Source organism: Methylobacterium sp. NPDC080182, assembly GCF_050281105.1.
Taxonomy (GTDB): Bacteria; Pseudomonadota; Alphaproteobacteria; order Rhizobiales; family Beijerinckiaceae; genus Methylobacterium.
Window position 1 is genome coordinate 299,819 of the sequence record NZ_JBNNWO010000002.1, and the last position, 13,222, is coordinate 313,040.

Annotated in this window: 13 protein-coding genes; 9 read left to right on the forward strand and 4 right to left on the reverse strand. The window is 72.7% G+C overall.

What is annotated here, in order from left to right; translation table 11 throughout:
• Nucleotides 1-174 precede the first annotated feature (174 nt).
• From ptsP to ACQKQD_RS04660, 4 genes are all read left to right on the forward strand, one after another.
• Nucleotides 175-2,436: a phosphoenolpyruvate--protein phosphotransferase gene (gene ptsP / locus ACQKQD_RS04645; RefSeq protein WP_331299580.1), complete on the forward strand. Its 2,262-nt coding sequence runs from the start codon at nucleotides 175-177 to the stop codon at nucleotides 2,434-2,436.
• 221 nt (nucleotides 2,437-2,657) lie between these two features.
• Complete coding sequence (gene prfA / locus ACQKQD_RS04650) at nucleotides 2,658-3,743, forward strand: peptide chain release factor 1 (protein WP_331299579.1); 1,086 nt, start codon at nucleotides 2,658-2,660, stop codon at nucleotides 3,741-3,743.
• A gap of 8 nt (nucleotides 3,744-3,751) precedes the next feature.
• Complete coding sequence (prmC, locus tag ACQKQD_RS04655) at nucleotides 3,752-4,651, forward strand: peptide chain release factor N(5)-glutamine methyltransferase (protein ID WP_056521834.1); 900 nt, start codon at nucleotides 3,752-3,754, stop codon at nucleotides 4,649-4,651.
• Nucleotides 4,652-5,071: 420 nt separating this feature from the next.
• On the forward strand, nucleotides 5,072-6,124 hold the full coding sequence (locus tag ACQKQD_RS04660) for a DUF4167 domain-containing protein (RefSeq protein WP_100250945.1): 1,053 nt from the start codon (nucleotides 5,072-5,074) through the stop codon (nucleotides 6,122-6,124).
• 69 nt (nucleotides 6,125-6,193) lie between these two features.
• On the opposite strand, the gene ACQKQD_RS04665 is transcribed toward ACQKQD_RS04660, so the two are convergent.
• The 4 genes from ACQKQD_RS04665 to ACQKQD_RS04680 all read right to left on the reverse strand — a co-directional run bounded on the left by ACQKQD_RS04665 (nucleotide 6,194) and on the right by ACQKQD_RS04680 (nucleotide 9,369).
• Nucleotides 6,194-6,955, reverse strand: a complete 762-nt coding sequence (locus tag ACQKQD_RS04665) for a hypothetical protein (protein WP_091677936.1) — start codon at nucleotides 6,953-6,955, stop codon at nucleotides 6,194-6,196.
• Between the two features lie 11 nt (nucleotides 6,956-6,966).
• Entirely contained in the window at nucleotides 6,967-7,692 is a 726-nt protein-coding gene (locus tag ACQKQD_RS04670; RefSeq protein ID WP_020091511.1) for an RlmE family RNA methyltransferase, read from the reverse strand.
• Nucleotides 7,693-7,702: 10 nt separating this feature from the next.
• Complete coding sequence (locus tag ACQKQD_RS04675) at nucleotides 7,703-8,785, reverse strand: Ppx/GppA phosphatase family protein (RefSeq protein ID WP_020091512.1); 1,083 nt, start codon at nucleotides 8,783-8,785, stop codon at nucleotides 7,703-7,705.
• 110 nt (nucleotides 8,786-8,895) lie between these two features.
• Nucleotides 8,896-9,369 (reverse strand): response regulator, encoded by a 474-nt coding sequence (locus tag ACQKQD_RS04680; protein WP_012317168.1) that lies wholly within the window; start codon nucleotides 9,367-9,369, stop codon nucleotides 8,896-8,898.
• Nucleotides 9,370-9,683: 314 nt separating this feature from the next.
• Here ACQKQD_RS04680 and ACQKQD_RS04685 point away from each other — a divergent pair, with 314 nt between their 5' ends.
• The 5 genes from ACQKQD_RS04685 to ACQKQD_RS04705 all read left to right on the forward strand — a co-directional run bounded on the left by ACQKQD_RS04685 (nucleotide 9,684) and on the right by ACQKQD_RS04705 (nucleotide 13,166).
• On the forward strand, nucleotides 9,684-10,466 hold the full coding sequence (locus ACQKQD_RS04685) for a cold-shock protein (protein ID WP_091677933.1): 783 nt from the start codon (nucleotides 9,684-9,686) through the stop codon (nucleotides 10,464-10,466).
• Nucleotides 10,467-10,562: 96 nt separating this feature from the next.
• A complete protein-coding gene (locus ACQKQD_RS04690) occupies nucleotides 10,563-10,829 on the forward strand; it encodes a hypothetical protein (RefSeq protein ID WP_056521820.1) in 267 nt (88 codons plus the stop codon).
• 161 nt (nucleotides 10,830-10,990) lie between these two features.
• Nucleotides 10,991-11,302, forward strand: coding sequence for an iron transporter (locus tag ACQKQD_RS04695; RefSeq protein WP_427507608.1), 312 nt, complete (start codon nucleotides 10,991-10,993; stop codon nucleotides 11,300-11,302).
• A gap of 26 nt (nucleotides 11,303-11,328) precedes the next feature.
• Nucleotides 11,329-12,822: a PepSY-associated TM helix domain-containing protein gene (locus tag ACQKQD_RS04700; RefSeq protein ID WP_427507609.1), complete on the forward strand. Its 1,494-nt coding sequence runs from the start codon at nucleotides 11,329-11,331 to the stop codon at nucleotides 12,820-12,822.
• Nucleotides 12,819-13,166 (forward strand): DUF3325 domain-containing protein, encoded by a 348-nt coding sequence (locus ACQKQD_RS04705; RefSeq protein ID WP_020091518.1) that lies wholly within the window; start codon nucleotides 12,819-12,821, stop codon nucleotides 13,164-13,166. The genes ACQKQD_RS04700 and ACQKQD_RS04705 overlap by 4 nt, the downstream gene beginning before the upstream one ends.
• The last annotated feature ends 56 nt before the right edge of the window (nucleotides 13,167-13,222 follow it).

A 13,222-nucleotide genomic window follows, 5' to 3' on the forward strand; every position in this document is an offset into this window, starting at 1 on the left:
GGTTCGAGCGGGGCGCGTGGTGTGAACTGAACAGTCACGGGCCGATCCGCCGATCCCAGAACGCCTCTGGGACCAGCGACCCGGTCCATCCGGCGCCGGCCCTCCCGGGTCTGGCGCCAAGGTTGCAGGGTGGTCGACGCCAAGGCCGCTCACCGACGCTGGAACGACGAACCGATGCCCGCTGCGCCCGGAGGCCCGCGCCTGCTGCTGCGCCGCCTCCGCGAAGCGATGGCGGAGCCGGTCAGCCCCCAGGCGCGCCTCGACCGCATCGTCGTCCTGATCGCCGCCAACGTGGTGGCCGAGGTCTGCTCGGTCTACGTGCTGCGCGACGACAACACCCTCGAGCTGTTCGCCACGGAAGGTCTGAACCGCGAGGCGGTGCACCAGACCCGCATGCGCACCGACGAGGGCCTCGTCGGCCTCATCGCGCGCACGGCGGAGCCGCTCTCCCTCTCGGACGCCCAGAACCACCCGTCCTTCTCGTACCGGCCTGAGACGGGCGAGGAGGCCTACCACGCCTTCCTGGGCGTGCCGCTGCTGCGCGCCGGCAACACGCTCGGCGTCCTGACGGTCCAGAACAAGACCTACCGCGTCTACTCCGAGGAGGAGATCGAGGCGCTCCAGACCACCGCCATGGTGCTCTCGGAGATGATCGCCTCGGGCGAACTGGAGGGGCTCGCGCCGGACGCCGGCACCGCGGCCCGCCGTCCGGTCCTGGCCCGGGGCATCGCCCTCGCGGACGGCATCGGCCTCGGCTACGTGGTGCTGCACGAGCCCCGCGTCGTCGTGAAGACGCTGATCGCCGAGAACGTCGAGCGCGAGGTCGCGCGCCTCGACGCGGCGATCGAGGAGGTCCGCTCGGCGATCGACGCCCTGGTGGAGCGCGGCGACCGGATCGGCACGGCGGAGTCCCGCGAAGTTCTCGAGACCGTCCGGATGTTCGCCCACGACAAGGGCTGGCTCCGCCGGATGCGCGAGGCCGTGGGCTCGGGCCTGACCGCGGAGGCCGCGGTCGAGCGGGTCCAGTCGGACAACCGCGCGCGGATGATGCGGCAATCGGATCCGTACCTGCGCGAGCGGCTGCACGATCTCGACGACCTCGCCAACCGCGTCCTGCGCACGCTGATCGGCCCCGAGGCGGCCGGCGCTCTGGTGCTGCCCGAGAACGCCATCCTGGTGGCGCGCACCATGGGGCCGGCGGCGCTCCTCGACTACGAGGCCTCGACCCTGCGCGGCATCGTCCTGGAGGAGGGCGGTCCGACCAGCCACGTCGCCATCGTCGCCCGGGCGCTCGGCATCCCCGCTGTGGGCGAGGTCGAGAACGCCACCGCCCTGTGCGACGCCGGCGACGCGATCATCGTCGACGGCGTGGCCGGCGAGATCCATGTCCGGCCCGGTCCCGAGGTCGAGGCCGCCTACGCCGAGATGGTGCGCCTGCGCGCCCGCCGGCAGGAGCAGTACCGGGCGCTGCGTGACGTCCCGGCCCAGACCCGCGACGGCGTGCGCGTCGGCCTGCACCTCAACGCCGGCCTGCTGGTGGATTTCAGCCACCTGCAGGAGACGGGGGCCGAGGGCGTCGGCCTGTTCCGCACCGAGCTGCAGTTCATGGTGGCGCAGCGCATGCCGTCGGCGGCCGAGCAGGAGGAGCTGTACCGCAAGGTCTTCGCGGCCTCGGCCGGCAAGTCCGTCACGGTCCGCACCCTCGACATCGGCGGCGACAAGATCCTGCCCTACATGGCCAAGCTCGAGGAGGAGAACCCTGCGCTGGGCTGGCGGGCGATCCGCATCGGCCTCGACCGGCCGGCGCTGCTGCGCATGCAGCTGCGCGCCCTCCTGAAGGCCGCCGACGGCGACCCGCTCAAGATCATGTTCCCGATGGTCGCCACGGTGGACGAGTTCGTGCGCGCCCGCGGCATCGTCGAGCGCGAGAAGGCCTACCTCAAGCGCCACGGCTACCGGCTCCCGACCGATTGCCGCCTTGGCGCGATGATCGAGGTGCCCTCGCTCCTGTTCCAGATCGACGAGATCGCCAAGGAGGCCGACTTCCTCTCGGTCGGCTCGAACGACCTGATGCAGTTCCTGTTCGCGGTGGACCGCGAGAACCGGCGGGTCGCCGACCGGTTCGATCCGCTGAGCGTCGCGGCGCTCCGCGCGTTCCGCCTGATCGCCGAGCGGGCCAACGCGGCCTCCTGCCCGGTGACGGTGTGCGGCGAGATCGGCGGCCGGCCCCTCGACGCCATGGCGCTGATCGGCCTCGGCTACCGACAGCTGTCGATGTCGCCGGCCGCCATCGGCCCGGTCAAGGCGATGGTGCTGAGCCTCGACGCGGCCGCGATCGCCGCGCTGATCGACGCCGAGATGGCGCGGATGCACGACGGCGATTCCCTGCGCCCGGCGCTGACGGCCTTCGCGCACGCGCACGGCATCCCTATCTAAGCGCGAACGCGACCCTTGCCGAACATTCGGCCGGGGTTGTACGGCAACGCCACGACGATTTCGGTCGACGCGCCGCGGCTTCCGCTCTCGGACGGACGAGGCGTGGATTTGGGGGACGTCCTGCCGGGTCCTACACCCTCCAAGCCACGCAGCTCCGTCCCGCAGGACGAGACGCGCGCCCGGCCCGCAACCGCACGCGCAGACCTGCAGAAACACGGGCGATGATCCCCTTTCCCACCGAGCGCCTCGACGCCATCCTGGCGCGGCACGACATCGTCACCGCGCAGCTCGCCTCCGGCGAGATCGATCCCGAGACGGTGGTCCAGCTCTCCCGCGAGCTGTCCGACCTCGACCCGGTCGTGGCGGCGATCCGCGCCTACCGCGCCGCCCTGGAGAACTTCGCGGGCGTCGAGGCCCTGATCGATGAGCCCGGCACGGATCCGGAGATGCGGGCCCTCGCCGCCGAGGAGAAGCCGGAGGCGCAGGAGGCGCTCGAGGCCGCCCACCGGGACCTCCAGCTGCTGCTCCTGCCCAAGGACGCCGCCGACGAGAAGAGCGCGATCCTGGAGGTCCGCGCCGGGACCGGCGGCGACGAGGCCGCGCTGTTCGCCGGCGACCTGTTCCGGATGTACGCGAAGTACGCCGAGTCGAAGGGCTGGCGGGTCGAGGTGATCTCCGAGAGCGAGGGCACGGTCGGCGGCTTCCGCGAGGTCGTGGCCGAGGTGAAGGGCCGGGGCGTGTTCGCCCGCCTCAAGTTCGAGAGCGGCGCCCACCGGGTCCAGCGCGTGCCCGACACCGAGACGCAGGGCCGGATCCACACCTCCGCCGCCACCGTCGCGGTGCTCCCGGAGGCCGAGGAGGTCGACATCCACGTCAACGACGCGGACCTGAAGATCGACACGATGCGGGCCCAGGGCGCGGGTGGCCAGCACGTCAACAAGACGGAATCGGCGATCCGGATCACGCACCTGCCGACCGGCATCGTGGTCTTCGTCCAGGAGGAGCGGTCGCAGCACAAGAACCGGGCCCGTGCCATGGCGCTCCTGCGGGCGCGGCTCTACGACGCCGAGCGCAGCGCCAAGGATTCGGCCCGGGCGGCCGACCGCAAGGCGCAGGTCGGCTCCGGCGACCGCAGCGAGCGGATCCGGACCTACAACTTCCCGCAGGGCCGCGTGACCGACCACCGGATCAACCTGACCCTCTACAAGCTCGAGGAGGTGATGGCCGGGACCGCCCTCGACGAGGTGGTGGACGCCCTCATCACCGAGCACCAGGCGGAGTTGCTGGCCGCCGAGGGCATGGCCTGATCCGCGCCGTGACGCCGGACGTGATGCAGGACCTGACCCGCCGCGAGGCGCTGCGCGCGCTCACGGCGCGCCTGCACGCCGGTGGCGTCGCCGAGGCGGCGGGCGACGCCCGGTTCCTGCTGCTCGGCCTCCTCGGCCTGGAGACCCGCGACCTGCTGATCGAGGGAGATCGCCGCGTCGGCGCGGCGGGTGCGGCCGCCCTCGCGGCGGCGCTGGCCCGGCGGCTCGCCGGCGAGCCGGTCGCCCGCATCCTCGGCGCCTGGGAGTTCTGGGGCCTGCCGTTCCGGCTGGGCCCCGACACGCTCGTGCCGCGCCCGGACACGGAGATCCTGGTCGAGGTCGCGCTGGCGGCGCGGCCCGAGCGCGCCGCGCCGCTCCGCTGCCTGGACCTCGGGACCGGGACGGGCTGCATCCTGACGGCCCTCCTGTCCGAACGGCCGCGGGCCACCGGCGTCGGGCTCGACCGCTCCGAGGGCGCCCTGCGCGTCGCCCGGGACAACGCCGTCTTGAACGCCGTCGACGACCGGGCGCGCTTCGTCGCCGGCGACTGGTGCGATGCCCTGCGCGGCCGGTTCGACCTCGTGGTCTCGAACCCGCCCTACATCGCCCGCGCCGTGATCGCGACCCTCGCGCGCGAGGTCCGCGGCCACGACCCGGAGGCCGCCCTCGACGGCGGCACCGACGGACTCGACGCCTACCGGCGGATCCTGGACGGCGCGGGCGCGCGTCTCGCCCCGGGCGGCCTGCTCGTGCTCGAGATCGGCTACGATCAGGCGGCGGCCGTCACGGAGCTCGCGCGCGCCGCCGGCTATCGCGAGCGCGGGCTGACCCGCGACCTTGCCGGTCATGACCGAGTCCTGTGTTTCGACCGGCCGGAGGGTCTTTTATCCGGCCACAGGGATGCCTAAGTCTGGGTCGACCATCCCGGCACCGAAAAATTGCTTGTTGCATCAACCGGGGAACGCTAGAGTCGGCTTGAAGATCGCGAACCGTCCGTTAAGACGGACGGCTGTAAGGTCGGTGGTGACCATGGGTCGCCGATTGGTTCGCTGATCCCCCTAACCCGTCGAACCAGAACGCGCCGGTGCCAGCGCGGCGGGACGACACATTCGAACCTGACAATCGACTGAGGATCGGCGGCCTTCACCGGGCGCCCGGTTCGAAGGGTGGTCAGGCAGACGCGCGGACCGAAGAGCGGTCCCATGCGCGGCGCCGCCGGATGCGCTTGGCCGGTTCGCGCCACGAGATCCGCCCGGGCGCCTCCGTAGACAGTCGTTTGCGTGAACGAGGGTCATAACAGACCGATGAGACCAAACCAGAATCGACGGATGCGCGGCCGGAACCGGCCGAAGGGTCCGAATCCGCTGACGCGCTCCTACGAATCCAACGGTCCCGACGTCAAAATCCGCGGCACCGCGCAGCACATCGCCGACAAGTACGCGCAGCTCGCGCGGGATGCCCTTGCCGCCGGCGATCCGGTCGCCGCCGAAAACTACTTTCAGCACGGCGAGCACTACTTCCGTATTGTCTCCGGTGCGCAGGACCAGAATCGACCGGCTAACACCGGTGGCTATGCCAGTCGTCCCTACGACGACGACATGGACGAGGGCGACGACGACGCCCAGGGCAATGGCGGGTCGCAGAACGGTCACGCCTATAACGGCTACGACGACAACGATCCCGGCCAGCAGCCGCAGCCCTACGAGAGCCGTCCGGACGGGAACCAGGACGGCCGCCAGGGCCGCGACCGGTTCCAGAACCGCGACCAGCGCCGGTTCGACAACAACGGCCGTCAGGACTACCGGCGCCAGGACCAGCCGCGTCAGGATTATCAGCGCCAGGACTACCAGCGGCAGGATTATCGCCAGGAGAACCGGCAGGATCGTCAGGACCGCCAGGATTACGGCCGTCCGGACTATCGCCAGGAGCGGCACGAGGGCCGGCCGGATCGCCAGGACCGTCCGGACAATCGGCAGGATGGCCGCCAGGACGCGCGTCCGGACAACCGTCAGGACAATCGCGGCGACCAGGGCCGCTACGAGAACGGGCGCGGCGATGCCCCGCGCGCCGAGGCCCGGCAGGAGGCCCGTCCCGAGGCTCGCCCGGAGCGGGCCCCCCGCGCCGAGGCCGCGCCGCGCCGCGAGCGCCGCCGCGAGGCCGCGCCCGCCGCGGAGGCCGAGGAGCCCACGGGCCTGCCGGCCTTCCTGATGGCGCCCGCGCGCCCCGCGCCCGCGGTCGAGCCGTCGAGCGCTCCCGAGCCCGAGGCAGCGGCCGACGAGGCTCCGGCCGCCAAGCCCCGCCGCCGTCGGCGCCCGCGCTTCGAGAGCGCCGCTGACGAGGGCGGCGCGACCACGCCGGCGGCGGACGTGCCGACCGAGTGATCCGACATCGCGGATGACGTTGAAGCGAGGCCGTTCCGGGGAACCGGGGCGGCCTTCTTCTTTCGCGGCTCAGCGCGCAGACCGCCGCGCGGCCTTCCAGTCCGGGTAGGCGTGCACGCGGTGGATCAGGCGGCGACGCCGGCCGATCTCGCCGAACGGCGCGATCTCCCAGTCCCAGGCTTCCGGCGCGGGCGGCAGCGTGATCCCGAACAGCAGGTCGGCGCTGTCGACGGTCCGGCCCGCCCGGTCCTCCTCGCGCTGCACCGTGTCGGTGATCAGGCAGACGCGCTCGACGCGCCCGGCGAGCGCGTCGAGCGCCGCCAGGTGGGTCTCGACGAGGTGCGCGCCGAGTCGCGGGGGGGCCTCGCGGCCCCGGGTCTCGTGGGCCTCGATCGGGAGGAGCGGGATCTGCGACAGCAGATTCGCCGAGACGATCAGGTCGGCGTCCGCGCAGAGGTCGGCCCAGGCCCCCGCGAGACCGGCGCTGATCTCCGCGGTCGCCAGCGCGACGTTCGGGACGCGGCGGGCGGCGAGGCGCGCCGGCCAGGGATGGACGGCGTCCACGAGGCTGACCCGGTCGAACCGGCGGGCGAGGGCGTCGAGCGGCACGTCGTCGAGCAGGCCCGAGCCCAGCACCACCGCGTGCCGACGCTGCCGGGTCGCTTCGGCCGCCGCCGCGATCACGGACCGGGCCCGCGCGAGGTGCGGCGCCCAGGCCGCCCGGCAGCGGCGCGAGCGGGCGTGGAGCAGGCCGCTCTGTCGGACATAGCCGAGCCGGCGCAGGGGCAGCGGCGCCGGGTTGAGGACGGACAGGGTCCAGGCGAGGAGCATCGCCGGGCGTTTCAGCCCTCGTCGGCGGACGCGGCCCGGCCCGGCGCGCCCCGGTAGCCGGTCGCCAGGACGTAGAGCTCGCTCGAATCGGCCCGGCTCGCGGCCGGCTTGACGTGCCGGACCGTGGCGAAGTCGCGCTTCAGGTCCGTGAGCAGCGCGCCCTCGGTGCCGCCCTGGAGCACCTTGGCGAGGTAGGCGCCCCCGGGGCCCAGGATCTCGCGGGCGAACTCCGCCGCCGTCTCGGCGAGGCCGATGATCCGCAGGTGGTCGGTCTTCTTGTGGCCGGTGGCGTTGGCGGCCATGTCGGACATGACGAGGTCGGCGGGGCCGCCGAGCATGCCGGTCAGCCGGTCAGGCGCCTCGGGATCGAGGAAGTCCAGGGTGATGAACTCGACCCCGGCCATCGGCTCGATCTCCAGGAGATCGATGCCCACGACGCGGCCCGTCGGCCCGACCACCCGCGCGGCCACCTGCGACCAGCCCCCCGGCGCGGCGCCGAGGTCCACGATCTTCTGGCCGGGCCGCAGGAGCTTGTAGCGCTCGTCGATCTCCAGGAGCTTGTAGGCCGCCCGCGACCGGTAGCCCTCGCGCTTGGCGCGGGCCACGTAGGGATCGTTGAGCTGGCGCTCGAGCCAGCGCTTCTGGGACAGGGTCCGTCCGCGGCCGGTCTTCACCCGCTGCTTCAGTTCGCCCCGGACACCGCCGCCGGAACTCGCGCCGCCGCGCCGGTCGCTCATCGCGCCGCCCTCATCGGACCGCCTTCCGGTTCCAGACCCCGTCCTCCCGCATCATGTTCATCAGCAATCCTTCGCGCAGGCCGCGGTCGGCGATGCGCAGGCGCTCCGAGGGGAACGCCCTGCGGATCGCCTCGAGGATCGCGCAGCCCGCGAGCACGAGATCGGCGCGGTCGCGGCCGATGCAGGGGTTGTCGGCGCGCTGCTCCAGTCGCGTGTCGAGCAGGTCGTCGATCGCGGTCGAGACCGCGTCGTCGCTCATCCACAACCCGTCGACCCGCCGACGCTCGTAGCGGGCGAGGCGCAGATGCATCGCCGCGATGGTCGTCACGGTGCCGGACGTGCCGAGCAGGTGGAAATGCGGCGCCGTCGCCGCGGGCGCGGCGCGGAGCGCGAAGGCCGAGAGCTTCTCGGCCACCTCCTCGACCATGCCCTCGAACATGCGCCGGGTGACCTCGGCGCCGCCGTGGCGCTCGGCGAGCGTGACCACGCCGACCGGCAGCGAATCCCAGGCCCGGATCCGCAGCGTCGGGTCGGTCGACGGGTTGGCGGCCGCCCCGTCCAGCCACGCGATCTCGGTCGAGCCGCCGCCGATGTCGAAGATGATGACCGATTCGGCCAGCGGATCCGCGAGCGCCGCGCAGCCGGTGACCGCGAGATACGCCTCCGTCTGCCGGTCGACGATCTCGAGGTCGAGACCCACGCCGCGGCGGACACGCTCCACGAAGGCGGCGCCGTTCACCGCGAGGCGGCAGGCCTCCGTGGCGATGATCTTGGCCCGCTGCACCCCGCGGGCCTGCATCTTGGCCCGGCAGATCCGCAGGGCCTCCACGGTCCGCTCGATCGCCGCCTCGCTCAGGCGGTCGGATGTGCCGAGGCCCTCGCCGAGGCGCACGATCCGCGAGAACGCGTCGATCACGCGGAAGCCGCTGAAGGTCGGCTCGGCGACCAGCAGGCGGCAATTGTTGGTGCCGAGGTCGAGCGCCGCGTAGGCGGCGCGGCGACGCTCGCGGCCCGGCACGGGGGCTTGCGTCTGGAGCGGCACCGCGCCGGTCTGGATTCGGGACGGCGCGGCCGCGGCGGTCTCGTCCCTCATCGGCGCGGCCGTCGATCCTTCGGGTCGGCCCTGAGCAGCGCGCTCGGACTCTGTTGAACTGCGACCCTACAGGCTCGGCGGGGAACTGCAACGCCCCATCGCGGTCGCGCTCAGGCGACGGCCTTCATCGCGCTGGCCCGGCGCGGGATCGGCCGCAGGAGGCTCTTCACCTGCGAGTAGGGGCGGGGCCGGTTGATCACCTCGTCCAGCCGCGACCACAGGGTCTTGGGCGAGAACGGCTTGGCGATGATCTCGTTGACGCCGAGCGCCACCGCCCGGTCGACCACGTTCCGGCGGGGCTGGGCCAGCATCAGGATGATCGGGATCGTGGGGCAGGGGGAGGTGGTCGGGGTCCGCGCGAGCCGGATGAACTCCTCGCCCGACAGGATCGACAGGTCCCAGTCGATGATGCTGATGTCGGGCTTGCTCTCGGCGAGCACGCCCAGCGCCTCGGCCCCGTCCGGCGCCTCCAGCACGCGCTTGATGCCCACGCGCATCAGCATGTCGCGCACGATTCGGCGGATGTAGAGACTCTCGTCGACCACAAGAGCGGAGAGATCGGGGAAAGTCGGTGTCGCGATCATGGCCGGCCGGTTCTGCGGGGCGCGGGGCCGAGTCTAGCCGGACAGCCTTTGCGTTTCGCTAACGCCTTCCCTCGAATGAGAAAGGGCCGGCCCGCGAGCGGGGGCGGACTCCGTTGTTTGCCGCAAGAAAGTAACGAAACGGGCGCCTCTGAGCCAAGAAGGTCCTTGCGGTCAAGGCCCGATTGCGTCAGGACTGGGGCGTTATTCTTGGTTACCGCGACCTGGGGTAATGATAGTGCGGGGCGTGGGCTGTCTGGGATGGCGCGCACGCGGTATTCGAGACAAGGGCGGCGGACGGTTTTTGCGAGCTTTCTATGGGACGTGGTCGTGATTTCAGAGGGCCGCAGAAGCGCGGCTTCGACGAGAGTGGCGAGCCGAGATGGCCTGATCAGGCTCCCCCCAGCGGCGGATACGGCGGCGGCGGTTTCGGCGGTGGCGGCGGTGGTTTCGGCGGGGGCGGTTTCGATCGCGGCCCGTCGCGTGGCGCGGCTCCCGTCGCGTCCGGACCGGAGCGCGATGCGACGGTCAAGTGGTTCAACAAGGAGAAGGGCTTCGGCTTCGTCGAACTCGGCGACGGTTCGGGCGATGCCTTCCTCCACATCCGCGCTGTCGAGGCGGCCGGCCACGACGATCTGATGCCGGGCACCCGGCTGACGGTCACGACGGCCCAGGGTCAGAAAGGCCCGCAGGTCACGAGCGTCACCAGCGTCGACACCTCCACGGCCGAGGCGCCCGCGCCCCGGCGTGAGTTCCGTCCGCGCACCGGCGGCTTCGGCGCCGGGGCCGGCGGCGGCTACGGCGACCGCGATCGCGGTGGTTACGGCGGCGGCGGCGGCTACGGCGGCGGCGGTGGTGGCGGCGGTGGCCGTTTCGCCAGCGGCCCGTCGGTCGAGATGAGCGGCACCGTGAAGTGGTACGATCCCGCCAAGGGCTTCGGCTTCGTCTCGGTCAACGACGGCGGCAAGGACGTGTTCGTGCACCGCTCCGCGCTGTCCCGCGCCGGTCTCGATTCGCTCGCCGAGGGCCAGCAGGTCACGCTCGGCGTGGTCGAGGGCCAGAAGGGTCGTGAGGCCCAGAGCATCAACGTCGAGGATTGAGGATCCCGCGGCGGTCTCTTTGCCGCCGCGTTCCGCGAAGATCATGAGGCGGCGGCTCCGAGCGGGGCCGCCGCCTTTCTCGTTCGGGGACGATCGATGCGCCGCCTTGTGCTGTCCACGGCCCTGGTGCTGCTCGCGGGAACTGCGCGAGCGGAGGACTTCACGGGCTTCTACGCGGGGATCAACGCCGGCTACGGCTGGGGACACGCGCGCGACGGCCGCGCGGTCGGCCCGGCGTCCGGATCGGCCGCGGCGTTCAGCAAACCCGATCCCGGGGCCGATCTGCCGCCGAGCGCGCGGAATGCGGCGGTGGCGATCCGCAGGCCGAGCCGCGACGGCGCGTCGGGAACCGCCGGCCCGTAGCGCGGGGCGGCGAGCGTCGGATCCGACCTCGGCGCGCGCCGCTTTCCGGCGTCCTAAACGCCTCTTTTCACACTGGAATCGTTCCGGAACATAGGCGTTGCGCGGCGGCCCGGACCGCTGGTACGTCGCGCCATGGTCTCACGGGAACGAGGGATGGCGCCATGAGCGCCCGCGCCATGCCGACGCTGGCAAACCGCGCGGCGGTCGCCGGCCGGGTACTGCTCGCGATCCTCGGCGGCTACGCGGTCGCCGCCCTGTCGAGCGCGCTGCTGGCCCTGGTTCTTCCCTTCCCGCGGGCCGAGGCGGTCTCGGCCGGGACGCTGGCGAGCTTCGCCATCATGGCGGGGGCGGCGATCTGGGTGTTCGCGGCCCGCACGCTCGGCCGGGCGGCCGTCGTCCTGGGCCTGACGGCGCTCCTGCTGACCGGTGCCCTGTGGCTCGCCGGCGCCTTCGCGCACGGGGCGGCCGCGTGAGCCCGGCGCGGAGTGTCCGCCAGGCGATGGCGTGGCTGCACACGTGGTCCGGCCTCGTGGTCGGCTGGGTGCTGTTCGCGATCTTCGTCACCGGCACCGCCAGCTATTACCGCACCGACATCTCGCACTGGATGCGGCCCGAACTGTCCGCGACCGCACCGGATCCCGCCGCAGCGGCGACGCGGGCCGGGGCGTTCATGCGCCGGACCATGCCGGACGCGGCCGGATGGTCGGTCAAGCTGCCGAATGCCGAGACCCCGGCCGTCGAGGTCTACTGGTGGCCGCGTCCGGGTGGCCCGTTCCACCACGCGCTCCTCGATCCCGCCACGGGCGAGCCCGCGCGCATCCGCGACACGCGCGGCGGCGACTTCCTCTACCGATTCCACTTCGAGCTGAGCCTGCCGCCGATCTGGGGTCGCTGGATCGTCTCGGCCTGCGCCATGGTCCTGCTGATCGCGCTGATTTCCGGGATCGTGACGCACCGGCGCATCTTCGCCGACTTCTTCACCTTCCGGCGCGACCGCTCTGCGCAGCGCGGCTGGCTCGACGCCCACAACGTGGTCGGCGTCCTGGCGCTGCCGTTCCACCTGATGATCGTCTACACGGGCCTCGTCACCCTGTCGGCGATGCTGATGCCCTGGGGCATGAAGGCCGTCTACGGCGACGACATGCTGCGCTACTACGCCGAGGCCGGACTGGCGATCCCGGGAGCGGCCCCGGTCGGGCGCCCCGGCACGCCGCTGCCGCTCGGCGAGATCGTCGCCCGCGCCACGGCCGCCGGGGGCGAGGTGCCCGAGGTGGTGCTGGTCACGCGGCCGGGCGACGCCGGCGCCACCGTGACGGCGTATTTCGAGGAGCCGCACGGGCTCGCGCACCTGCACCCGCAGATCGCCTACGCGGCCGATACCGGTTCGGAGATCGCCCGGGTCGGCGAGGCCGGCGCGGCGACCCGGACCGGGGCCGTGATGGTGGGGCTGCACGAGGCGCACTTCGCCGCCGCCCCACTGCGCCTCCTGTTCTTCCTCTGCGGCGTGATGGGTGCCGCCACGGTCGCCAGCGGCCTCGTGCTCTGGACCGTGGCCCGGGCGCCGAAGGGCGCGGATCCCGAGGGTTTCGGCCTGCGTCTCGTGCGGTTCCTCAACCTCGGCACCATCGCGGGTCTGCCGGTGGGCCTCGCCGCGTATTTCCTGGCGAACCGGCTGCTGCCCGACGGGCTCGGGGCCCGGGCGGACTGGGAGGTGCGCGCCTTCTTCGCCGCCTGGCTCGTGGCCGCCCTCGCGGCGTCCCTGTACCCGCGACGGCGCGCGTGGTCGCTCGCCCTGGCGGTGCCGGCCTGCGCCTTCCTGGCGATCCCGCTGGTGGACGTGATCCTCATCGGCCAGCAGCGCTTCCTCGCCTTCGACGCCGCCATGGCGGCCGTCGGCCTCGCGCTCGGCCTCGCGGCCCGGCTGGCCACGCGGCGGGGCGTGGCCGCGTCCCGTCCGGCCAAGGTAACCCTGTCCCGGACGGTCGAAGCATGACAGCCGCCGCGCTGATCCTCAGCCTGCTCCTGAGCTTCTCGGGCTTCGCGGCCCTGGCCCTCAGCCTCGACCGGCACCATCGGGCCGCCTACCGCGTCGGCGTGCCGAAGGCGCGGGTCGGCAGCCTGCGGATGGCGGGCTGGTGCGGGCTCGGCCTGTCGTTCGCGGCGGCCGTCGCGGCGGGGGGCTGGAATTTCGGCCCGGTGCAGTGGGTCGGATCGCTGACGGGCTCCGCCCTCGCCGTGGTGGCGATCGTCGCGTACCGGCCCACGTGGCTGCGGAACGCGGCCCTGGCGGCGCTCCCGCTCGCGGCGGCGTCCGTTCCGCTGGCCCTGCTCGGCTGAGGAACGGCGCGCCGATTCGGCACATCATCGATTCGGCCGGTCGCCGGGTCCGGCCG